This window comes from Nocardioides luteus, assembly GCF_015752315.1.
In the GTDB taxonomy this organism is placed as follows: Bacteria; Actinomycetota; Actinomycetes; order Propionibacteriales; family Nocardioidaceae; genus Nocardioides.
The window spans coordinates 4,888,737-4,910,289 of record NZ_JADOVJ010000001.1; the positions used below are offsets into that span (position 1 = coordinate 4,888,737).

Genomic DNA, 21,553 nt, shown 5'->3' on the forward strand with positions numbered 1-21,553 from the left:
ATCCTAGGTCGGTCGGCTCCCGAGGCGACTCAGCCGGCCGGCTGCAGCCGCCAAAGCAAAGTTCTCCTCGGCCCCTTGACTGATATGAGGTCCGTCACACACTATGAATGGGAACGTTCCCGCTAACGTTCCCATCCGTCCCAGACACGAGGAGCCTCGCTCATGAACCTCGACCTTCGCGGCCTCACCCCCGCGCCCGTCACACCCTTCACTCGCGACCTCGAGGTCGACTACGACGCCCTCGCCTCGCTCACCCGTTGGTACGCCTCGATCCCCGGCATCACCGGGCTGGTCTACCTGGGCCACGCCGGCGAGGGCACCTACCTCACCCCCGAGGAGCAGGTGCGGGTCATCGAGGTCGCCGTGGAGAACGCCGGTGACGTACCGGTGATCGCCGGCATCACCGGCGAGGGCGACAAGGTCGCCGGACTCGAGGCCAAGCGCGCGATGGAGGCCGGCGCGCGTGCCGGCCTCCTCTACCCCTCGCACGGCTGGCTGCGCTTCGGGTTCCAGAAGGGCGCCCCTCAGGAGCGCTACCGCATCGTGCACGAGGAGTCCGGCCTCCCGCTCATCCTGTTCCAGTACCCCGACGCCACCAAGGCCAGCTACGACCTCGCCACCCAGCTCGAGATCGGGGCCCAGCCCGGCGTCTTCGCCACCAAGAACGGGGTGCGCAACATGCGCCGCTGGGACACCGAGATCCCTGTCCTCCGCCAAGAGCTCCCGGACCTGCAGATCCTGAGCTGCCACGACGAATACCTGCTGCACACGATCTTCGATGTCGACGGCCTGCTGGTCGGCTACGGAGGCATCGCTCCCGAGCTGCTCGTCGAGTTCATCGCAGCGGGCAAGGCCAAGGACTATCCCGAGGCGCGCCGCATCCACGACACCCTGCTCCCCGTCACCAAGAACGTCTATCACCGCGGCTCCCACATGGAGGGGACCGTCGCGCTCAAGCTGGCCCTCGTCGAGCGCGGCAAGCTCGAGCACGCCGCCGTGCGGCCGCCGCTGCTGCCGCTGGCACCCGAGGCCCAGGGCGAGATCTCGCTCGCGCTCAAGCACGCGGGCATCATCTGAGACCGGTGCCGGCCCCGCCACGATCCGCGTGGGCCGGCACCCACCCCGCACCGTACGACCGGCGACGCCTTCGGCTCGCGGCCCCACGCTCCGCATCCCGTCACCACTGACAGAGGCTTCTCGCGGAGCATCATCGACGGCATCATGGCGACTGTCACGGTCGGCCGCCGTCCCCGCCCGACGCCCGTTGCGTCGTGAGCATTCTTCCGCACATCCCCGCTGGCGTCGGGGCCGTGCCGAGATGAGAGGACCTCCCCATGTCCCACCCCACCGCCGTACCCTCCGACGCCGTCAGCACCGAACGCCACCCAGCCTCCCCGGTTCGCAGGCGGGGCGTCCTCCAGATGCTGAAGCTGATGGGCCCCGCCTTCATCGTCGGCGCCTGGCAGTTCGGGCCCGGCAATCTCGTCTCTGCCGTCCAGGCCGGAAGCCTCTACACCTACGACCTCATCTGGGTCATCGTGCTCTCGACCGTGCTCATGCTCGTCTTCGCGGACATGAGCGTCCGTATCGGTATGTCGTCACGCGGCTCCGTCGTGGCGACCATCAAGGAGACGCTCGGAAAGCCCACGGGTGTCGCAGCCGGACTCGGCGTCTTCGGCATCACGCTGTGCTTCTCCGTCGGCAACGCGGTGGGCACCGGCCTCGGTCTCTCGCTCGTGCTCGGCGGCAAGCCCGTCATCTGGACCATCGCGTGCAGCGTCCTCGTCGTCGCGATCCTCTTCACCCGCAGTGCCTACAAGGTGATCGAGAAGCTGGTGCTGGCGATCGTCGCCCTGATGGCAGCCGCCTTCATCGTCACGGCCATCGTCACGAAGCCGGACTGGATGGGAGTCGCCGAAGGTGCGGTCGTTCCCACCGTGCCGCACGGTGTCGGGCTCCTCATCGTTGCCCTCGTCGGCACGAACTTCTCCCTCAACGCCGCCTTCTACGCCGGCTACGCCAGCCGCGAACGTGGCCTCCGGCCCGAGGACTACCGCGACACGACGATCGCCGACACGATCCCCGGGATCCTCGCTCCCGGCATGATGACCGCACTCGTGATCGCCGCGGCCGCGGCCACGCTCGCCGGCGAGGGCGGACCGGCCGGAGCCACCATCGAGCAGTTCTCCGCGGTCCTCGAGCCCGTCGCCGGCGAGGTCGGCCGGACGATCTTCGCCCTCGGCTTCTTCGGCGCCGCCCTCTCCGCCATGATCGCGAACGCCACGGCGGGCGGAACGCTCCTCGCCGACGGACTGGGACTCGGGAACCAGATCGCGTCCAGCCGGGTGCGGGTCGGCATCGTCGGCGTCCTCACCTTCGGCGCGACCGTCACCATCCTCGCCGCGGGCACATCGCCGGTGCAGCTGATCATCGTCGCGCAGGCGATGACCGTCCTGATCGCCCCGCTGCTGGGCATCCTGCTGGTGATTCTCTCGAACAACCGCCGCCTGATGGGCGGTCTGCGCAACCGCTGGTGGCAGAACGTGCTCGCCGCGGTCGGGCTCGTCACCATCATCGCCATGTGCTACCAGCTCATCGACACCGTCACCACCCTGCTCTCCACCTTGTGAGCCGTGGCGGACGTACGGCCCGACCGGCATCAGCTGCCGGCCGGGCCGTCCTGCTCCGCAGGTCCACGCCGCCGGAGCGGTTATGCTCGCGCCGACGGCGAGAAGGTGACACACATGACGGATACAGCAGGCCAGGCACGATCCGCGCGTGCGACGATCCGCGACGTCGCCCGAGAGGCCGGCGTCAGCACCTCGACCGTCTCCCGCGTACTGGACGAGCGGTTGCCCCCTTCGCGCAACGAGACCGCCGAACGCGTACGCGAGGTGGCGGCCCGTCTGGGTTACCGCAAGGACTCCCGTGCCTCTGCCCTGCGGCGCCAGCAGAGCGGGACCATCGGGGTGCTCGTGCCCCGCCTGACCGACACCGTGATGGCCATCCTCTTCGAGAACATCGCCACCGCCGCCGCCGAGCGCCAGATGTTCGCGATCGTGGCCACGACCGCCGACGACCCGGCCTCCGAGCGGTCGGCGGTGGAGAGCCTTCTGGACCAACACGTCGACGGGCTCGTCCTCACCACCGCGCGCCCGGACGATGCGGTGATCACCGACCTCCGCGAGCGCGGCGTTCCCCTGGTCCTCGCCCTACGGCACGACGGCGTGACGCCGGCCGTCGTCGGCGACGACGAGCTCGGCGGCTACCTGGCCACTCGCCACCTCCTGGACCTCGGCCACCGCGAGATCGCACTGGTCGCCGGACCGTCCTACGCGTCGAGCGCCGTCGGACGTGTCGCCGGGTTCAGGCGGGCGATGGCCGAGGCCGGCATCGATGACGTCGACCACCTCATCCACCCGTCGACGTTCGGGATGGAGTCCGGGGAGGAGGTCGGCCGTCGCATTCTCTCGACCTCGCCGCGCCCCACCGCCGTGTTCGCCGTCAACGACAACACCGCGGTGGGTGTCCTGGCAGCTGCGCGGGCAGCCGGGCTGAGCGTTCCGGACCAGCTCTCGGTCGTGGGCTACAACGACATCCCGCTGGCGGCTCGGTTGCCGGTACCCCTCACGACCGTCCACGTGCCGTTCGACCAGATCGCCGCGCGCGCCGTCGCTGCGCTTGCCCGCCTGCTCGCCTCGCCCGGCGGGACCCCGCCCGGCACGACCACGACCCTCATGCCCTCGCTGATCCCGCGCGCCTCCACGGCACCCCCGCGCGCGGGCGGCCTGCGCTAGGAGGCCGCAACCACCTCGAAGCGGATCCCCGCAGCCTGGAGCCGCTCGAGGAGCGCGTCGCCCATGGCGACCGCGGTGGTCACCGACCCGGAGGTCTCGGGAAGCGTGTCGAAGGCGAGGCACAACGCCGACTCGGCGAGCATCTTCGCCGTCTCGGTGTAGCCGGGGTCGCCTCCGGACACCTTGGTGTGGATCTTCCGGCCGTCGGTCTCGGCGACGAAGTCGACCGTGAACCACGACTTCTCGCGCCGGCCCTCGGAGGGTCCGGTGCCCTGCTTGACCCGCTCGCCGAGCTTGGCGCGCAGCGGCGGCACCTGCATCGCGAACGCGAGGCCGCCGGCGCCGAGCGCGCCACCGACGGCGTACCGCAGCGTCTTGGTCCCGGCGAAGTGCGAGTAGGTGAAGGCGGGGCCGTACGCCTCCAGGGCCCGGCCGGAGCGGGCGACGATGAACGGATCGATGGTCGGCAGCGGCAGCAGCCAGTAGCCGAGCTCGCTGTCACGACCGATCCGGGGCTTCGCCGGCCGAGACGTACGTCCCTCCGGCCGCACCTCGAGCGCCCGGCGCTCGCGCGAGGCGGCCGCCATCTCCCGGGGACGCGACATCTGCCCGAGCGCCGAGTGGAAGGTGCCACCGGAGAAGGTGGCGTTGGTGCGTACGACGCCCTTCATCGTCAACGGGCCGGTGATCTCGCCACCGGCGGCGAGCTCGCGCACGGTGTAATAGGCGCCGAGGTCGTGCGGGATCGAGTCGAACCCGCAGGCGTGCACGATCCGGGCGCCGTTGGCGCGGGCGGTGGCGTCGTACATCACGAACATCCGGTCGACGAACTCGGGCTCTCCGGTGAGGTCGACGTAGTCGGTGCCGGCCTCCGCGCAGGCCTTGACCAGGGGCTCCCCGAACTCGAGGTAGGGACCGACCGTGCTGATCACGACGCGCGCACGAGCCGCCAGCGTGGCCAGCGAGGCCGAATCGTTCACGTCTGCCTGGATGAGCTCGACCTCGCCGGAGCCGAGCCCCTCGCGAACGGTCTCCAGGCGTGACAAGGAGCGGCCCGCGAGCGCCCACCGCAGTCCGTCGGGCGCATTCGCGGCGAGATACTCGGCGACCAGACCGCCGGTGAACCCGGTCGCACCGAAGAGGACGATGTCGAGATCGCGAGAAGTCGTCATAGCCGCTACCTTTCCAGAAGCAACGAAATCCGAGACGGCACGGGTCTCTGAGTGATCAAATGTTGCATCAATAGGGATACTCTTAAGCGGTTTCTTTCGGCACCATCCCCAACGACGAGATGAGTGAGACGAGCCTGTGGGCGACGCGGTGATCAGCGTTCTGCTGGCCGACGGTCACGACGTCGTGCGTGTCGGCGTGCGTACGGTGCTGCGGCGCGAGTCGGACATCGAGGTCGTCGGCGAGGCGCGCACCGCCGCCGAGGCACGCCCGCTGATCGCGACGCTCCGTCCTGACGTACTCATCCTCGACGCCCATCTTCCCGACTCCGCCGGCGTCGCGCTGTGCCGCGAGGCGCTGGCGATGAAGAGCGACATCCGCTGCCTGATCCTGGCCACCGACGCCGACGACGAGGTGATGAGCCAGGCGATCATGGCCGGCGCCGCCGGCTACGTGCTCAAGCAGATCGAGGCGACGAGCCTGGTCTCCGGCGTACGCCTCGTGGCCAGCGGCCACACCCTCTTCGACCCCGAGGCGGCCGCCAAGGTCGTGCACAACGTCGAGGAGCGCCGTCGGATGCACGAGGTGGTCGCCGAGCTGACCCCGCAGCAGCGCAGGATCCTGGTGCTGCTCGCCGAGGGCATCTCCAACCGGGAGATCGCCGACCGGCTGGTGCTCGCGGAGAAGACCGTCAAGAACCACATCACCGGGCTCCTCGCCAAGCTCGGCGTCAGCCACCGCACCCAGGCCGCGCTGATGGCGAGCCAGCTGCTCGAGGACGGCGTCGTCCCCCGGCCGGCGCCCCCGGGCGACAACGCGAGGCCGGCCAAGGGCCCGGGTCCCAACGGCGGGCCGGTGCCCCCGCATCCTCGCGGCCAGTCTCCTTCCCACGCACCCGGTCGTTCCCGGTGACCACCTCGACGATCCGAGTACCGTGGATGGCATGTGCCGCAACATCCGCCCGCTCCACAACTTCGAGCCGCCTGCCACCAACGACGAGGTCACCGCTGCCGCCCTGCAGTTCGTACGCAAGGTGAGCGGCACCACCAAGCCCTCGGCCGCCAACCAGGAGGCCTTCGACCACGCCGTTGCCGAGATCGCCCACATCACCCGGCATCTCCTCGACGACCTGGTCACCAACGCCCCGAAGAAGAACCGCGAGGTCGAGGCCGCCAAGCGCAAGGCTCGCGCCGAGGCGAGGTACGCGTCGTGACCCTCGCCGCAGAGGCGATCACCGAGGATTCGTACGAAGCAGCCCTGGCTCTCCTCCAGGACCGGCGACTCGTGGTGCTGACCGGGGCCGGCGTCTCGACCGACTCGGGCATCCCCGACTACCGCAGCCCGGGCAGCCCATCACGGCAGCCGATGACCTACCAGCAGTTCATCTCGGGCCCGCAGGAGAGGCAGCGCTACTGGGCGCGCAGCCACCTCGGCTGGCGGCGGATGGGCAGCGCCGTGCCGAACGCCGGCCACCGCGCGCTGGCCACGATCGACCCCGAGCTGCTGATCACCCAGAACGTCGACGGTCTGCACGAGCAGGCGGCGCCGGAGCTGGCCAGGAGCGGCCGGATCGTGACGCTGCACGGCCGGGTGGTCGACGTGATCTGCCTGTCGTGCCGCACGGTGAGCCCGCGCCGCGACCTCCAGGTGCGGATGGAGGCGCTCAACGCCGGCTGGGCCGAGGCGCACGCGGACGTGGAGAGCCGGCCCGACGGTGACGTCGCCCTCGAGGAGACGCAGGACTTCGTCGTTCCCGACTGCGAGATCTGCGGCGGCATCCTCAAGCCCGACGTCGTCTTCTTCGGGGAGAACGTGCCCAAGGACCGGGTCGCCCGGTGCATGGATGCGGTCGACGCGCTCGCGATGGACCCGGGAGCTTCCGAGCTCCGCGGCGAGCGGCACGAGGGGAAGGGCGTGCTGCTCGTCGCGGGCTCGAGTCTGGCGGTGATGAGTGGCTATCGGTTCGTACGCCGGGCGGCCAAGGCCGGGATCCCGGTCGTCATCGTCAACCGTGGTGCCACCAGGGGCGATGGGGAGGCTACGTACAAGCTGGAGGTGGGGACCAGCGAGTTCCTCACCGCGCTGTCCTCACGCAGAGCGTGACTGGATCGGCATGTCTGCCATGCGGCCGGCGGCCTCGTCGACCGACAGTCTGGCCCCGATGAAGAAGTGGTAGACCGGACCTTCGTCGATCAGCAGCACCTTGGCGCTGTGGAAGTCCCCACCGAGGTCGGTGAGCACGATCTCCTCGCCCCGCTCGAGGTGACGGGTCAGGCCGGTGTCGGTGTGGTGGACGGCGACTGGGCGGAACGTCTCATCCAGCTCGCGACCGCGAGCGGGCAGATGAACGACCTCCATAGAGCTCTCCCCTCCGGAGACCCCCGCAAGTCTCGACATGACAACTGCTGAAGCCCACATGGATCACTGGCCTCCAGCAGGCCCCGCACGTCAAACATAAGCATCGATGACGTAATCGGTCCAGAGTGATGTGCCGAATTCTGCCGACGTCGAGAGAATTTCACCCACGGTTGCAAAAGTGGGTGCGTGGTTGCCACACCGATGCCGACTCGTGGAGCCGATCGGCGGTGAATCTGCGGGTCAGAGCGCCTTGACGAAGATATGGTCCGCGGCCTCGGGGATGATCTCCGCGGTCTCCCCACCGGAACCGAGCAGGACCCCGTCGGGGGTCGCCTTGATGGCGACGGTCTGGTCCGGGATCGCACCGACCCGGCGCAGCGCGCTCATCAGCGACTCGTCCTTCTGCATCTCCTCGGAGATACGTCGCACCAGGACGGTGGCGCGCTCGGAGCCCGCCGCGGCGGTCAGCGACTGGACGCCGGCCATGAAGTCCTCGTCGGCCGGCTTGCCACCGAGCTCGTCGAGACCGGGGATCGGGTTGCCGTAGGGCGACTCGGTCGGGTCGCCGAGCAGGTCGAGCAGACGCTTCTCGACGGTGTCCGACATGACGTGCTCCCAGCGGCACGCCTCCTCGTGGACGAGCTCCCAGTCGAGGCCGATGACGTCGGTGAGCAGCCGCTCCGCGAGCCGGTGCTTGCGCATCACCCGGGTGGCCAGGCGAAGGCCCTCGTCGGTGAGCTGCAGGTGACGGTCACCCTCGACCGTGAGCAGACCGTCGCGCTCCATCCGGGCGACGGTCTGGGAGACCGTCGGACCCGACTGGTGCAGGCGCTCGGCGATGCGGGCGCGCAGCGGAACGATTCCCTCTTCGACCAGCTCATAGATGGTGCGAAGGTACATCTCGGTGGTGTCGATGAGGTCGCTCACGGGGTAATCCTACATCCTTGAATCAGTCAAAAAAACCGAACCCAGCAGGGTGTGTCCCGGACGACGTCGGCCTGCAGGAGAGATCATCACGGTGATCCCCTAGGTGCCCTAGCGCTCGAGGGCTTCGTTGTATCTCGAAAGCATAGCGCTGAGCCGGTCTATGTCGTCGGGACTCCAGTTGGACAGTCGGTCGTTGAAACGTACGCGACGCTCCCGGGCCACCCGGTCGAGCCGTTCGCGCGCCTCGGCGGTCAGCGAGACCAGGCTGGCCCGGCCGTCCTCGGGATCGGGATGGCGCTCGAGCAGACCGAGGTCGACGATCGCCTGCACCATCCGGCTGACCGCACCCTTGTCGATGCCGAGCGCGTCGACGAGGGCGGAAGCGCGCAGCGGGCCGTGCTCCGCGACCCAGGTCAGCACCATGTAGCCGCCCGGCGGGAGGTCGGGGTGGACCATCCGGCCGCGGTCGCGCATCGCCCGCTTCGCCCGCCGCATGAGCACGCCGACCTCGGCCTCGAGCCGGATCAGCGACTCCACCCGCGGGGCATCGATCCCGTCGTCCACGGCGGGCTCGTCAGTCATCTCCGAACAGCTCCCTCGGCGTCGGTCTCGGCCTCGGCGAGGGCCTTCTCGTCGGGGAGGTCGTCGACGGTCGTCTTGAGCGGAACCTCCCTGATGCCCACGATAGCGACCAGCGCGAGCAGGGCGCACGGGATGGCCACCAGGAAGAGGTCGGCGGTGGCGACGGCGAAGGCGTGCTCGTAGAGGGCCTGCATCGCGCTGGGCATGCTCGCCGGGTCGGCGAGCCCGCCGCTCTGCAGACTCTGCAGCTCCTCGGGGGTGACCTTGCCGCTGGCCACCAGCTCGGGGATGCCGTCGGTGATGACGTCCTCGACCCGGTGGGAGAGCACGGCGCCGAGCGCGGCGATGCCCATCGAGCCGCCCATCGACCGGAAGAAGGCGACCACCGAGGAGCCGGCACCCATGTCCTTGGTGTCGAGGTTGTTCTGCACCGCGAGCACCAGGTTCTGGTTGGTGGCACCGACACCGAGGCCGACGACGGCCATGAAGGCACCGACCAGCGCGAGGTTGGTGTGCTCGTCGATCGTGCTGAGCAGGTAGAGCCCGATCGGCAGCATGACACCGCCGAAGAGCAGGTAGCGCTTCCAGCGCCCGGTGGCGCTGATCAGGCGTCCGGTGACCATGCCGGCCACGGAGAGCCCGAGCACCATGCAGATCGACATCAGGCCGGCGTGGGTCGGCGTCATCCCGCGGGCGGTCTGGAAGTACTGCTGCAGGTAGACCGTCGCACCGAACATTCCCGCACCCACGAAGAACGAGGCGACCGTGGAGAGCACCATGGTGCGGTCGCGGAAGAGCCGCAGCGGGATGATCGGCTCCTTGGCGAACCGGCCCTCGATCAGGATCGCGACGGCGAGCACGACGAGGCTGCCGGCGACCAGGGCGTACGACATCAGCGAGGCCCACTCGAAGGACTCACCGCCCAGGGTGACCCAGATCAGCAGCATCGAGACACCGGCGACCAGCAGGAACGCACCGAGGTAGTCGATGCTGACCTCGCGGCGTACGTGCGGGACGTGCAGGGTCTTCTGCAGCAGGATGAAGGCGACCACGGCGAACGGGACGCCGACGTAGAAGACGCCGGGCCAGCCGACCGGGGAGTCGACGACCACGCCGCCCACGAGCGGGCCGATGACGGTGGCCAGCGCGAAGACCGCGCCGATGTAGCCGGAGTAGCGGCCGCGCTCACGCGGGGAGACGATCGTCGCGATGATCACCTGGATCAGCGCGACGATGCCACCCATGCCCAGGCCGGCGATCACGCGGCCGGTGATGATCACCGGCATCGACGGGGCCAGCCCACAGATCGCCGAGCCGACGATGAACAGGCCGAGGGCGACCTGCACCAGGACCTTCTTGTTGTAGAGGTCGGCGAGCTTGCCCCAGATCGGCGTCGTCGCGGTCATCGCCAGCATGCTCGAGACGACGATCCAGGTGTAGCCGCCCTGGGTGCCGCCGAGGTCGGTGACGATCCGCGGCAGGGCGTTGGCGACCGACGTGCTGGACAGCATGGCGACGAAGAGCGCCATCAGCAGGCCCGAGAGGACCTCCATGATCTGGCGATGGGTCATCTCCGGCGCGGCGACGGCCTGCGAGGACTGCGTGGACTCTGACAAGTGGGGACTCGGCTCTCTCACAAGAATTGGTTGAACATCGGCAACCAATGTACGCCGGGTTAGTTGCTAAACGCAACTTGTCACCACTCGTGGTCGACCCTCGAAAACGGGACGACCCGCAGGCGGGCCAGGTGGCCGACCCGGTGGATGAGTCCGGTACGCCTGCGGGTCGGGTGGCTGCCGTTGGATTGCCAGCTCCCCATCCTTGGTTGGAGGGCTGCTAGCGAGCAGCCACCTCACGCATCCAATCGTTCTTCATCTGATCGGATCACCTCCTTTCCCGTGTGCCTCAACGGTAGGCGTCGAGGCCGGCCGGGTTCAAAGGGTTTATTTCAAGCGGTCGCGCGCTCCTCCTCGACGATCGCGTGGCTGAACTGCGACTGGTAGAGCTCGGCGTACGCCCCACCTGCCTCGAGCAGCTCGGCGTGGTCGCCCTGCTCGACGATCGCGCCGTCGCGCATGACCAGGATCAGGTCGGCGTCGCGGATCGTGGAGAGCCGGTGGGCGATCACGAAGGACGTACGGTCCGAGCGCAGCGCCGCCATGGCGTGCTGCAGGAGCAGCTCGGTGCGGGTGTCGACCGAGGAGGTCGCCTCGTCGAGGATCAGCAGCGACGGCTCGGCGAGGAAGGCCCGGGCGATCGTGACCAGCTGCCGTTCGCCCGCCGAGAGGTTGCCGCCCTCGTCGGTGATCAGGGTGTCGTAGCCGTCGGGGAGCGAGTGCACGAACCTGTCGACGTACGTCGCCCGGGCCGCCTCGAGGAGCTCCTCCTCGGTCGCGGACGGCCGGCCGTAGCGGATGTTGTCGCGGATGGTGCCCTCGAAGAGCCAGGTGTCCTGGAGCACCATGCCGGTGCGCCCTCGCAGGTCCGCGCGAGGGATCGAGGCGATGTCGACGCCGTCGAGGGTGATCCGGCCGGCGTCGAGCTCGTAGAACCTCATGATCAGGTTGACCAGCGTGGTCTTGCCGGCTCCGGTGGGACCGACGATCGCGACGGTCTGCCCGGGGCGGGCCACCAGCGACAGGTCCTCGATGAGCGGCCTGTCCTTGTCGTAGGCGAACGAGACGTGCTCGAACCGGACCTCGCCGGCGCCGGCCGACCCGCCCCTGGCCGCTCCGACGTCGGGCGACTGGTCCTCGGCGTCGAGGAGCTCGAAGACCCGCTCGGCCGAGGCGACGCCCGACTGGAGCAGGTTCATCATCGAGGCGAGGGTGGTGATGGGCTGGGTGAACTGGCGCGAGTACTGGATGAAGGCCTGCAGCTCGCCCAGGCTCAGCGCGCCGCTGGCGACGCGGAGCGACCCGACCACGCAGACCACCACGAACATCAGGTTGCCCACGAACATCATCAGCGGCATCAGGATCCCGCTGATGAACTGGGCCTTGAAGGCGGCGGCGAAGAGCTTGTCGTTCTCCTCGGCGAAGGTCTTCTCGACCTCCTCCTGGCGACCGAAGACCTTGACCAGGTCGTGCCCCGAGAAGGTCTCCTCGATGTGACCGTTGAGCTTGCCGGTGCTGCGCCACTGGGCCACGAACTGCCCCTGGGACCGCTTCATCACCGCACCGGTCACGACCAGCGAGACCGGCACCGCGAGCAGCGCGATCAGGGCGAGCACCGGGCTGATCCAGAACATCATGAACAGCACCGTCACCAGCGTGAACAGCGCGGTCAGCACCTGGCTGAAGGTCTGCTGCAGCGTCTGGCTGATGTTGTCGATGTCGTTGGTGACCCGGCTGAGCAGCTCGCCTCGCGGCTGCTTGTCGAAGTAGGACAGCGGGACGCTGTGCACCTTCTTCTCGACGTCCTCACGCAGCCCCTTCACGGTGCCCTGGACGACCGAGTTGAGGATCCAGCCCTGCGCGAAGGAGAGCATCGAGGCGACCAGGTAGACGACGAGCACGACCATCAACGCGTTGCGCAGGGCGTCGAAGTCGACGCCGTGGCCGGGGTTGACGTAGTCCATCCCGGAGAGCATGTCGGCGAGCTTGTCGTCGCCCTGGGCCCGCAGGCCCTCGACCGCCTGCTCCTGGGTCACCCCGGCAGGCAGCTCGCGGGAGAAGACGCCGCCGAAGATGATGTTGGTCGCCTTGCCGAGCAGCCACGGACCGAGCGACATCAGCGTCACGCTGATCGCGGCCAGGACGATCGTGGCGAAGGCATGGATCTTGTAGGGCGCCATCCGGCGCAGCAGCCGCTTGGCCGAGGGGACGAAGTTCATCGCCTTGTCCCCCACCGCGCCGCCGGCGCCCATCGGGCCGGGGCCGCCCTGGGGACGTACGATCCGTTCGGTCTTCTTCATCTGGCCGTTCTGGCCGTTCTGGCTGGTCTGGCTGGTCTGGCCGGTCTTGGGGTCGCTCATGCGGCGGCCTCCTCTGCGCTGAGCTGGGAGGAGACGATCTCCTGGTAGGTGGCGTTGGCTCCGAGCAGCTCCTCGTGAGTGCCCTCGCCGACGATGGCGCCGTCCTCGAGCACGAGGATCTTGTCGGCGTCGCGGATGGTGGAGACGCGCTGGGCGACCACGATGACCGTGGCGTTGCGGGTCTCGGGGGCGAGCGCAGCGCGGAGCCGGGCGTCGGTGGCGACGTCGAGCGCCGAGAAGGAGTCGTCGAAGAGGTAGATGTCAGGGCGGCGTACCAGCGCGCGGGCGATCGCCAGGCGCTGCCGCTGACCACCGGAGACGTTGGTGCCGCCCTGGTCGATCTCGGCGTCGAGGCCGGTGCCGCCCTCGGGCGCCATCCGCTCCACGAAGTCGCGTGCTTGGGCGACCTCGAGCGCGTGCCAGAGCTCCTCGTCGGTGGCGTCCGGCTTGCCGTGGAGCAGGTTGGACCGGACGGTGCCTGTGAAGAGGAAGGCCTTCTGCGGGACCAGCCCGAGGGAGCTGCGCAGGGTGGCCGGGTCGAGGTCGCGTACGTCGATCCCACCCACCCGGACGACGCCGGCCGTCGCGTCGAAGAGCCGCGGGACGAGGCCCAGGAGGGTCGTCTTGCCGGCTCCGGTGGAGCCGATGATCGCGACGGTCTGCCCAGGGCGGGCCTCGAAGGTGATGTCGTGGAGGACGGGGTGGTCGGCACCGGGGTAGGTGAAGCCGGCGCCGGTCAGGTCGACGTGCCCGCGCCGGGAGATCTCGGTGACGCCGGCTGCCGGCGGGGTCACCGACGTCTCGGTGTCGAGGACCTCGGCGATCCGGTCGGCGCAGACGGCCGCACGCGGCACCTGCATGAGCATGAACGTGCCCATCATGATCGACATCAGGATCTGCATCAGGTACTGCAGGAAGGCGGTCAGCGGGCCGATCTGCATCACGCCGTCGTCGACCCGGATGCCGCCGAACCAGATCACCGCGACGCTGGCGACGTTGATGACCAGCATCATCAGCGGGAACATCGTCGACATCCAGCGCCCGGCCCGCAGCGCGACGTCGGTGAGCTCGTCGTTGGCCTTCGCGAAGCGCTCGGTCTCCTGACGCTCGCGTACGAACGCACGGATCACCCGGATGCCGGTGATCTGCTCACGCAGGATGCGGTTGACCGCGTCGATGCGCTCCTGCACCCTGCGGAAGTTGGGGACCATGCCGCGCACGACCACGGTCATGGAGAGCAGCAGCACCGGGATGACCACCGCGAGCAGCCAGGCGAGGCCGGCGTCCTCCCGGATGGCCATCACGACGCCGCCGACCATCATCATCGGCACCATCACCGCGAGCGTGCAGGTCAGCACGGCGAGCATCTGGACCTGCTGGACGTCGTTGGTCGTCCGGGTGATCAGCGACGGGGCGCCGAAGCGGCCGACCTCGCGGGCGCTGAAGGAGCCGACCTTCGCGAAGATCGCCGCCCGCAGGTCGCGGCCGAAGCTCATCGAGCTGCGTGCGGCGAAGTAGACGCTGGCGATCGAGCACAGGATCTGCACCAGCGCCACGGCGAGCATGATCGCGCCGATCCTCATGATGTAGCCGGTGTCGCCCTCGGCCACGCCCTGGTCGATGATGTCGGCGTTGAGGCTGGGCAGCAGCATGAAGGCCGAGGTCGAGAAGAGCTGCAGGATCGCGATGACGACCAGGAATCTCTTGTACGGGAGCAGGTAGTCCCGCAGCAGTCGGAGAAGCATTCAGGGGGTCTCTCTGGTCAGGATGCCTCCGAGCAGCACGTCGATGACGTCCTCGCTGCTCAACGGCTGGTTCGTTCGGTTCAGACCGGGGAGCCAGGCCCCGATCGTGAGGCTGCGCAGCACCAGCGCCGCCTTGCGCGGCGGCAGCCGCAGCTCGTCCACGTGCGGCTCGAACACGAGCCTCGTCAGGTTGTCGATGAGGGCCTTGTTGGCCTCGATGAGGAACGTCGGCGGGCCGTGGGGATGACGTACGCCCTCGGGGTCCGCCTCCTCCATCACGGCCGAGCGCACGGCCATCATGACGAGGACACCACGCTGCGAGCCTGCGGCCAGCAGGTCGATCACGGCCCGGAGCTTGTCCTCGATCTCGGTCTTGTCCTCGAGCACGTCCGCCATGGACTCTCCGGTCCTGACCGGGTCGAAGACGTTCTCCGCCACCGCCCGGTAGAGCTCCTTCTTGTCACGGAAGTGCCTGAAGATCGTGCCTTCGGCGACTCCGGCCGCCTCGGCGATCAGCCGCGTGGTCGTTGCCGTGCCGTGCTCGATCAGCAGCGTCTCGGTCGCCGCGATGATCGCTGCGCGCCGGTCGGCTGCGGGAATCGGCTTCGCCCGCGTACGTCGTTCGTCCACGTCGACGAGCGTAAATGAGTGAGCACTCACTCACAACCCAATTATTGGGTGGATGGTGGATCCAAACCCTGTTCCATCGGATGCGGACTAGGGCATGCTGGGCCCACTGTCGGGCCGACAAGGGCCATGACAGCGGTGGTCCCGACAATCTCGACCACCGAATCCGGAATGGAGACAGCATGCGTAGGTTGTTGACAGGTGCGACCGCGGTCGCACTGGGGGTCACCGGCGCCCTCGTCATGGCGAACTCGGGAACCGCCACCTCCGACAAGGAGGTCCGCTATGTCGTGGCATATGCCGAGGGATCCTCGGCCGCCACTGCCCGTGCCGCGGTGAAGGCCGCCGGGGGCGAGATCGTCTCGGAGAACAGTGCCATCGGTGTCGCGACGGTGACCGCGGGTGAGGACTTCGCCGAGGCGGCCAACGCCTCGAGCGCCCTCGTCGGCGCGGCCCAGGACAGGATCGTGGGCGCCAACACCCCCGACGGGGCGAGCAACGCCCGCAAGCAGGAGGTGTCGAAGGTCGAGACCGAGTTCCGTGGCGGTAAGGGCACCGCGCCCAAGACGCCGAAGCCCAAGGGCGGCACGGAGCCGCTCTCCGGCCTGCAGTGGGACATGAAGCAGATCCACGCCGGGGACGCCAACAAGACCGAGCGCGGCAAGGGTGTCCGCGTCGGCATCCTGGACACCGGTGTCGACGGGTCGCACCCCGACATCGCACCCAACTTCGACGCCGGCCTGAGCCGCAACTTCACCACCGACATCCCGGTCGACGCCAACGGCGACCCGGTCGACGGTCCGTGTGAGGACGAGCCCGACGCCTCCTGCGAGGACGCGGCCGACGTCGACGAGAACGGCCACGGCACCCACGTCGCCTCGACCATCGCCTCCCCGGTCAACGGCGTCGGCATCACCGGCGTCGCTCCCGAGGCCGACATCGTCAACCTCCGCGCCGGCCAGGACTCCGGCTACTTCTTCCTGCAGCCCTCGGTCGACGCGCTGACCTACGCCGGCCGCCACGGCATCGACGTGGTCAACATGAGCTACTACGTCGACCCGTGGCTGTTCAACTGCACCAACCACCCGGCCGACTCCGCCGCCGACCAGGCCGAGCAGGTCACGATCATCACCGCGATGCAGCGTGCCCTCGACTACGCCCGCGGCCACGGCGTGACCCTCATCGCCGCCGCCGGCAACCAGGCGATCGACTACACCAAGCCGCAGACCGACGCGAGCAGCCCCGACTACGCCAGCGAGCCCGGCGAGGCCGCCTACGTCCGTGACCTGCTCGACCCGGAGTCGTGCGTCTCGATGCCCACCGAGGGCAACGGGGTCATCGCGGTCAGCGCCACCGGCCCGTCCGAGCGCAAGTCCTACTACTCCAGCTACGGCAACGGCTTCGTCGACGTCGCGGCGCCTGGTGGGGATGCGTACGACACCGCGGACGGCACGCGCGACTTCGCCGCCAACATCCTGGCCGCCTACCCCTACGACCTGGCCGTGGCCGAGGGCGCGATCGACCCGGCGACCGGCGAGGTCGTGGTCCCGTGGGCCGTCGCGGACTGCTCCAGCGGCGAGTGCTCCTACTACCAGTACCTGCAGGGCACCTCGATGGCCTCCCCGCACGCTGCTGGTGTGGCCGCGCTGATCGTCGGCGAGTACGGCAGCCGCGACCGCTCCGGCAAGACCCTCTCACCCACCAAGGTCGAGAAGATCCTGCTCAAGTCGGCCACCGACAAGGCCTGCCCGGTCCCGGCGGACTTCACCTATGTCCGCCACCTGCCCGACGGCTCGACGCGGACCAGCACGCACACCTGTGAGGGTGGCGACGCGCCGAACGGCTTCTACGGCAGCGGCATCGTCAACGCCGAGGCGGCTGTCAGCCGCTGATGCTCACCCCTCGCGGATGACCGCGACCTGGCCGGCCCGCACGACGTGCGGGCCGGCCTCGTTGCCGGAGAGCAGGTCGGTGCCCCGGACGGGGACGATGACCGCTTCGTGGGTGTGGTTGATGACGAAGACGTACGTCCCCTGCTCACCCACCCGACGGATCGCCTCGACGCCCTCGGGGAGACCCCCGACGACCGGCTTGGTCGTGGTGAGGACCTGGTTGGCCAGGGTGTCGAGCGACTCGGGGGTGAGCTCGGTGCCGACGTACCAGGCCGTGCCCTTGCCGACCCGGCGCCGGGTGACGGCCGGGTCGCCGGCGCAGTCGCCGGTGGCGTACGCAGCCACCACATCGGCCCCGACCGCGCGGCCGCGCTCGCTCCAGATCGTGCCGGAGCCGTAGGCGGTCAGCGGGATCTCGTCGCCCTCGGGAAGCGGGCAGAACTCCTCGATCCGCACTCCGAGGAGATCGGACAGCCCGCCCGGGTAGCCGCCCAGCCGGATGTGGTCGTGCTCGTCGACGATGCCTGAGAAGTAGGTGGCGACCAAGGTGCCGCCGGCCTCGACGAAGGCGGTGAACCGCGCGATGGCCTCGTCGGAGAGCAGGTACTGCACCGGCAGCACCACCACCGCGTAGCCGTCGAGCGGGTCGGCGACCCCGACGATGTCGACACCGAGGTTGCGGGTCCAGCAGGCCTTGTGCCAGGCCCGCGCGGTCGCCATCGGGTCGACGTCGACCGACGGGTGCGAGTCGAAGGTCGCCGCCCACCACGACTCCCAGTCGAAGCAGATCGCGACGTCCGCCTGCGCGACCCGGCTGCCGGCGACCTCGGCGATCGCGGACAGGTCCGCCCCGAGGCGTACGACGTCTCGCCACAGCCGGCTCTCGGTGCCGGCGTGCGGAACCATCGCGGAGTGGAACTTCTCCGCGCCACCGCGCGAGGCGCGCCACTGGAAGAACAGTGCTCCGTCGGCACCCCGTGCGACGTGCTGGAAGGAGTTGCGGCGCATCTCGCCGGTGGTCTTGGCGATGTTGCGCGGCTGCCAGTTGACCGCAGAGGTCGAGTGCTCCATCAGCAGCCACGGTTCGCCATGGCCCCAGGAGCGGGTCAGGTCGGCCGTCATCGCGAGCTGGTGGGTGCGGTCCTCGTCCGCGGCGATGAGGTAGTGGTCGTTGGAGACGAGGTCGCCGACGTCGACCCAGCTGCGGTAGTCGAGCGACTTGCGGAAGCCCATGAAGTTGGTGGTCAGGGGCTTGTCGGAGTGCGCCCGCACCGCCGCCGCCTCGACCCGGTAGAGGTCGCGGATCTCATCCGAGCAGAACCGCCACCAGTCGAGCTGCTGGCCGGGGTTGGCGAAGTTGCCGTAGGAGACCTGTCGCGGCGGGCCGATCTGCTCCCAGCCGGTGTAGTGCTGGCTCCAGAAGGCGGTCGCCCAGGCCTCGTTGAGCTGCTCGATCACGCCGTAGCGGTCCTGCAGCCAGCGCCGGAAGGCCACCGCGCTGGCATCGCAGAAGCAGTGGTCGTTGTGACAGCCGTACTCGTTGTTGACGTGCCACATCACCACCGCCGGATGCTCGTCGTAGCGCTTGACCAGCTCGGTGATCAAGGACGTGGCGGCCTCGCGATAGCCGGTCGAGGAGGGGCAGTACGCCTGGCGCGCACCGAACGCGCGCGGGTTGCCGATCTCGTCGACGAGCGTGGCCTCCGGGTGCCGCTCGAGGAACCACGGCGGCGGGCTCGCGGTCGCGGTCGCCAGGTCCACGGCGATCCCGCCCGCGTGGAGCTTGTCGAGCACCCGGTCGAGCCAGCCGAAGTCGTACGTCCCCGGCTCGGGCTCCAGCAGGGCCCACGAGAAGATCCCCACGCTGACCAGGTTGACCCCGGCCTCCTGCATGAGGCGTACGTCCTCGTCCCAGATCTCCTCCGGCCACTGCTCCGGGTTGTAGTCGGCGCCGTAGGCGATCCGGCCGCCCAGCGCTCGGGTGACCCGCTCCATCCCCGTCACGGAGCCAGCCTCTCCGTGCGCCACGTGTCGCCCTCGCGGCGGTAGACGAGCCGGTCGTGCATCCGCCCCGGACGCCCCTGCCAGAACTCCACGGTCTCGGGCTCGACCCGGTAGCCGCCCCACTCCTCCGGCACCGGGACCGGCTGTCCCTCGAACTGCGCCTCGACCCGCGCGTACGCCGCCTCCAGCTCCTCGCGCCCGGAGACGACCCGGCTCTGGTGGGAGGCGTGGGCGCCGAGCTGGGAGCCGCGCGGACGCTGGGAGAAGTAGGCCTCGACGTCTGCTGCGGAGAGCTCGCGGGCGACGCCGTCGATGCGTACCTGACGCTCCAGCGGGTGCCACGGGAAGAGCACCGCGCAGCGTGGGTTGCGCGCGAGGTCGCAGCCCTTGCGGGAGGCGGTGTTGGTGAAGAAGGTGAAGCCCTCGGTCGAGAACCCCTTCAGCAGCACGGTCCGCGACGAGGGCGCGCCGTCCGCCGAGACGGTCGAGACCACCATCGCGTTGGGCTCGACGATGCCCGCGTCACGGGCCTCGACGTACCACCTCTCGAACTGTTGGAACGGGTCTGCCGCGAGGTCGTCCTCGGTCAGACCGCTGCGGGTGTAAGACTCACGCGCGGCCGCCAGCTCAGCTGAGAGATCCATGGTCTCAACCTACGACGTCGTGGAGTCACCGGTGCCGGGGACTCGACCCGTACGGATCAGCCCATGAAGCCTTTGACCTGGGTGCCCGACTCGTCGAGCTTGTCGCCCAGCTGCTCCAGAGCCGAACCGACCTTTGCCAGCAGCTCGGCGATCGTCTCGAGAGAGCCGGAGAGGTCGTCGAGCGCCGAGCCGGCGCCACCGATCTCCTTCGCGGCGCTCGCGATCGACTTCGCCGGACCGTCGGCCATCGGCACCCGGCCGAGCCCCTCGGCGACATCGGCGAGCCGGTCGACGCCCTTCGAGATCGCGGCGGAGATGTCGCCCAGCGAGGTGGCGACGTCACCCAGTGCGTCCTTGACGCCGCCCGCGCCGTCCCCGATCAGTACGGCACCGGCCTCGCGGGCGCGCCCACCGGCCGCCTCGAGCCCTTCGCCGAAGGAGTCGAACAGCTGCGGCAGCCGCTCGAGCGCCGCCAGCAGGTCCTTGTTCTCGGTGATCAGCTTGATCACCTTGTCGATGTCCTTGGTGTTGAGACCACCGACGAGCTTCCCCAGGTCCATGGTGGTGACAGTAGCGCCGGACCCCCTACCACGACCGCGCCCCACGCCCGGGTCGAAGCCAGGATGCGGCACAATGCCCATGACAACAGAGAACGGAGAAGGCAGTGAGCCAGGTACAGCACGGTCTCGAGGGCGTCGTGGCCTTCGAGACCGAGATCGCAGAGCCCGACAAAGAGGGTTCGGCCCTTCGCTACCGCGGGGTCGACATCGAGGACATCGTCGGGCGGGTGCCGTTCGAGAACGTCTGGGGCCTGCTGATCGACGGCTCGTACGGCCCCGGCCTGCCGCCCGCCGAGGCCTACAACCTGCCGGTGCACACCGGTGACGTACGCGTCGACGTCCAGGCCGCCATCCCCATGCTCGCGCCCGCCTTCGGGTTCGGCCAGACCTACGACATCTCCGACGAGCAGGCCCGCGAGGACCTCGCCCGCGTGGCCGTCATGGTCCTGTCGTACGCCGGCCAGTCGGCGCGCTCGATCCATCTGCCGGTGGTGCCGCAGCGCGAGGTCGACAAGGGCAAGACGCTGGCCGAGAAGTTCCTGATCCGCTGGCGCGGCGAGGCCGACCCTGCCCACGCCCACGCCATCGACGCCTACTGGTCCTCGGCCGCCGAGCACGGCATGAACGCCTCCACCTTCACCGCCCGGGTGATCACGTCCACCGGCGCCGACGTCGCCGCGGCCTTCTCCGGCGCGATCGGCGCGATGAGCGGCCCGCTGCACGGCGGCGCGCCCTCCCGCGTGCTCGGCATGATCGAGGACGTCGAGAAGTCCGGCGACGCGGCCTCCTACGTCAAGGGGCTGCTGGACTCGGGCGAGCGGCTGATGGGCTTCGGTCACCGCGTCTACCGCGCCGAGGACCCGCGTGCGCGCGTGCTGCGCCGCACCGCCCGCGAGCTGAACGCGCCCCGCTACGAGGTCGCCGAGGCGCTGGAGAAGGCGGCTCTGGAGGAGCTTCGTGCCCGCCGCCCCGACCGGGTCCTGGAGACCAACGTCGAGTTCTGGGCCGCGATCGTCCTCGACTTCGCCGAGATCCCGGCCAACATGTTCACCTCGATGTTCACCTGTGCCCGCACCGGTGGCTGGTCCGCCCACATCCTGGAGCAGAAGAAGACCGGCCGCCTGATCCGGCCGAGCGCCATCTACACCGGCCCCGCCCCTCGCCCCGCCGACGCGGTCGAGGGCTGGAACGCCGACTGGGCCAAGTAGCCGCCCGCTGACATCACGACGCAGGAACCGACCGGCTCGAGCCGGTCGGTTCCTGCGTTGTGA

19 protein-coding genes are annotated in these 21,553 nt (G+C 69.3%); 8 read left to right on the top strand and 11 right to left on the bottom strand.

Annotated features, from left to right (window positions below; translation table 11 throughout):
- Positions 1-162: 162 nt before the first annotated feature.
- From HD557_RS23395 to HD557_RS23405, 3 genes are all read left to right on the top strand, one after another.
- Positions 163-1,077 (top strand): dihydrodipicolinate synthase family protein, encoded by a 915-nt coding sequence (locus HD557_RS23395; protein ID WP_196875649.1) that lies wholly within the window; start codon positions 163-165, stop codon positions 1,075-1,077.
- Positions 1,078-1,334: 257 nt separating this feature from the next.
- The gene (locus HD557_RS23400) at positions 1,335-2,630 is read left to right on the top strand and encodes an Nramp family divalent metal transporter (protein ID WP_231380427.1); all 1,296 of its coding nucleotides are present in this window, start codon (positions 1,335-1,337) and stop codon (positions 2,628-2,630) included.
- A 114-nt stretch (positions 2,631-2,744) separates the two neighbouring features.
- The gene (locus HD557_RS23405; RefSeq protein ID WP_196875650.1) at positions 2,745-3,797 is read left to right on the top strand and encodes a LacI family DNA-binding transcriptional regulator; all 1,053 of its coding nucleotides are present in this window, start codon (positions 2,745-2,747) and stop codon (positions 3,795-3,797) included.
- Here the strand turns inward: HD557_RS23405 and HD557_RS23410 are convergent.
- The gene (locus HD557_RS23410; RefSeq protein ID WP_196875651.1) at positions 3,794-4,969 is read right to left on the bottom strand and encodes a saccharopine dehydrogenase family protein; all 1,176 of its coding nucleotides are present in this window, start codon (positions 4,967-4,969) and stop codon (positions 3,794-3,796) included. The two genes, HD557_RS23405 and HD557_RS23410, sit on opposite strands and share 4 nt — an antisense overlap.
- Before the next feature lie 148 nt (positions 4,970-5,117).
- On the opposite strand from HD557_RS23410, the gene HD557_RS23415 reads away from it, so the two are divergent.
- Genes HD557_RS23415 through HD557_RS23425 form a run of 3 tightly spaced genes read left to right on the top strand, consistent with a single transcriptional unit; the run spans position 5,118 to position 7,070 of the window.
- Complete coding sequence (locus HD557_RS23415; RefSeq protein ID WP_196875652.1) at positions 5,118-5,879, top strand: response regulator; 762 nt, start codon at positions 5,118-5,120, stop codon at positions 5,877-5,879.
- Positions 5,880-5,910: 31 nt separating this feature from the next.
- On the top strand, positions 5,911-6,180 hold the full coding sequence (locus HD557_RS23420; protein ID WP_040756919.1) for a DUF2277 domain-containing protein: 270 nt from the start codon (positions 5,911-5,913) through the stop codon (positions 6,178-6,180).
- Positions 6,177-7,070 carry a Sir2 family NAD-dependent protein deacetylase gene (locus HD557_RS23425; RefSeq protein ID WP_196875653.1) on the top strand — a complete coding sequence of 298 codons (894 nt, stop codon included), beginning with the start codon at positions 6,177-6,179 and terminating at the stop codon, positions 7,068-7,070. Before HD557_RS23420 ends, HD557_RS23425 begins: the two co-directional genes overlap by 4 nt.
- Here the strand turns inward: HD557_RS23425 and HD557_RS23430 are convergent.
- The 7 genes from HD557_RS23430 to HD557_RS23460 form a co-directional block, all read right to left on the bottom strand.
- Complete coding sequence (locus HD557_RS23430; protein ID WP_196875654.1) at positions 7,056-7,325, bottom strand: hypothetical protein; 270 nt, start codon at positions 7,323-7,325, stop codon at positions 7,056-7,058. The two genes, HD557_RS23425 and HD557_RS23430, sit on opposite strands and share 15 nt — an antisense overlap.
- Before the next feature lie 240 nt (positions 7,326-7,565).
- Positions 7,566-8,252 (bottom strand): metal-dependent transcriptional regulator, encoded by a 687-nt coding sequence (locus HD557_RS23435; protein WP_008362800.1) that lies wholly within the window; start codon positions 8,250-8,252, stop codon positions 7,566-7,568.
- Between the two features lie 108 nt (positions 8,253-8,360).
- Positions 8,361-8,834 carry a MarR family winged helix-turn-helix transcriptional regulator gene (locus HD557_RS23440; protein WP_196875655.1) on the bottom strand — a complete coding sequence of 158 codons (474 nt, stop codon included), beginning with the start codon at positions 8,832-8,834 and terminating at the stop codon, positions 8,361-8,363.
- A complete protein-coding gene (locus HD557_RS23445; protein ID WP_231380428.1) occupies positions 8,831-10,450 on the bottom strand; it encodes an MDR family MFS transporter in 1,620 nt (539 codons plus the stop codon). The genes HD557_RS23440 and HD557_RS23445 overlap by 4 nt, the downstream gene beginning before the upstream one ends.
- Positions 10,451-10,782: 332 nt before the next feature.
- Positions 10,783-12,810: an ABC transporter ATP-binding protein gene (locus tag HD557_RS23450; protein ID WP_269210661.1), complete on the bottom strand. Its 2,028-nt coding sequence runs from the start codon at positions 12,808-12,810 to the stop codon at positions 10,783-10,785.
- A complete protein-coding gene (locus HD557_RS23455; RefSeq protein WP_196875657.1) occupies positions 12,807-14,555 on the bottom strand; it encodes an ABC transporter ATP-binding protein in 1,749 nt (582 codons plus the stop codon). The genes HD557_RS23450 and HD557_RS23455 overlap by 4 nt, the downstream gene beginning before the upstream one ends.
- Positions 14,556-15,185 carry a TetR/AcrR family transcriptional regulator gene (locus HD557_RS23460; RefSeq protein ID WP_196875658.1) on the bottom strand — a complete coding sequence of 210 codons (630 nt, stop codon included), beginning with the start codon at positions 15,183-15,185 and terminating at the stop codon, positions 14,556-14,558.
- Positions 15,186-15,364: 179 nt separating this feature from the next.
- Here HD557_RS23460 and HD557_RS23465 point away from each other — a divergent pair, with 179 nt between their 5' ends.
- Complete coding sequence (locus tag HD557_RS23465; RefSeq protein WP_008362813.1) at positions 15,365-17,074, top strand: S8 family peptidase; 1,710 nt, start codon at positions 15,365-15,367, stop codon at positions 17,072-17,074.
- 3 nt (positions 17,075-17,077) lie between these two features.
- Here the strand turns inward: HD557_RS23465 and HD557_RS23470 are convergent, their stop codons facing one another.
- From HD557_RS23470 to HD557_RS23480, 3 genes are read right to left on the bottom strand one after another with little or no spacing between them, the layout of a single operon-like run.
- Entirely contained in the window at positions 17,078-19,069 is a 1,992-nt protein-coding gene (locus HD557_RS23470; protein WP_196876530.1) for a beta-galactosidase, read from the bottom strand.
- Positions 19,070-19,074: 5 nt separating this feature from the next.
- Positions 19,075-19,722 carry a pyridoxamine 5'-phosphate oxidase gene (pdxH, locus tag HD557_RS23475; protein ID WP_008362815.1) on the bottom strand — a complete coding sequence of 216 codons (648 nt, stop codon included), beginning with the start codon at positions 19,720-19,722 and terminating at the stop codon, positions 19,075-19,077.
- 56 nt (positions 19,723-19,778) lie between these two features.
- Entirely contained in the window at positions 19,779-20,282 is a 504-nt protein-coding gene (locus HD557_RS23480; protein ID WP_196875659.1) for a hypothetical protein, read from the bottom strand.
- Positions 20,283-20,386: 104 nt separating this feature from the next.
- Here HD557_RS23480 and HD557_RS23485 point away from each other — a divergent pair, with 104 nt between their 5' ends.
- Positions 20,387-21,490, top strand: coding sequence for a citrate synthase 2 (locus tag HD557_RS23485; protein ID WP_196875660.1), 1,104 nt, complete (start codon positions 20,387-20,389; stop codon positions 21,488-21,490).
- Positions 21,491-21,553: the final 63 nt, after the last annotated feature.

Coding starts and splice junctions, on each gene's coding strand:
- HD557_RS23395 (WP_196875649.1), top strand. CDS start 163: ATGAACCTCGACCTTCGCGGCCTCACCCCCGCGCCCGTCACACCCTTC.
- HD557_RS23400 (WP_231380427.1), top strand. CDS start 1,335: ATGTCCCACCCCACCGCCGTACCCTCCGACGCCGTCAGCACCGAACGC.
- HD557_RS23405 (WP_196875650.1), top strand. CDS start 2,745: ATGACGGATACAGCAGGCCAGGCACGATCCGCGCGTGCGACGATCCGC.
- HD557_RS23410 (WP_196875651.1), bottom strand. CDS start 4,969: ATGACGACTTCTCGCGATCTCGACATCGTCCTCTTCGGTGCGACCGGG.
- HD557_RS23420 (WP_040756919.1), top strand. CDS start 5,911: ATGTGCCGCAACATCCGCCCGCTCCACAACTTCGAGCCGCCTGCCACC.
- HD557_RS23430 (WP_196875654.1), bottom strand. CDS start 7,325: ATGGAGGTCGTTCATCTGCCCGCTCGCGGTCGCGAGCTGGATGAGACG.
- HD557_RS23440 (WP_196875655.1), bottom strand. CDS start 8,834: ATGACTGACGAGCCCGCCGTGGACGACGGGATCGATGCCCCGCGGGTG.
- HD557_RS23450 (WP_269210661.1), bottom strand. CDS start 12,810: ATGAGCGACCCCAAGACCGGCCAGACCAGCCAGACCAGCCAGAACGGC.
- HD557_RS23455 (WP_196875657.1), bottom strand. CDS start 14,555: ATGCTTCTCCGACTGCTGCGGGACTACCTGCTCCCGTACAAGAGATTC.
- HD557_RS23465 (WP_008362813.1), top strand. CDS start 15,365: ATGCGTAGGTTGTTGACAGGTGCGACCGCGGTCGCACTGGGGGTCACC.
- HD557_RS23470 (WP_196876530.1), bottom strand. CDS start 19,069: ATGGAGCGGGTCACCCGAGCGCTGGGCGGCCGGATCGCCTACGGCGCC.
- pdxH (WP_008362815.1), bottom strand. CDS start 19,722: ATGGATCTCTCAGCTGAGCTGGCGGCCGCGCGTGAGTCTTACACCCGC.
- HD557_RS23480 (WP_196875659.1), bottom strand. CDS start 20,282: ATGGACCTGGGGAAGCTCGTCGGTGGTCTCAACACCAAGGACATCGAC.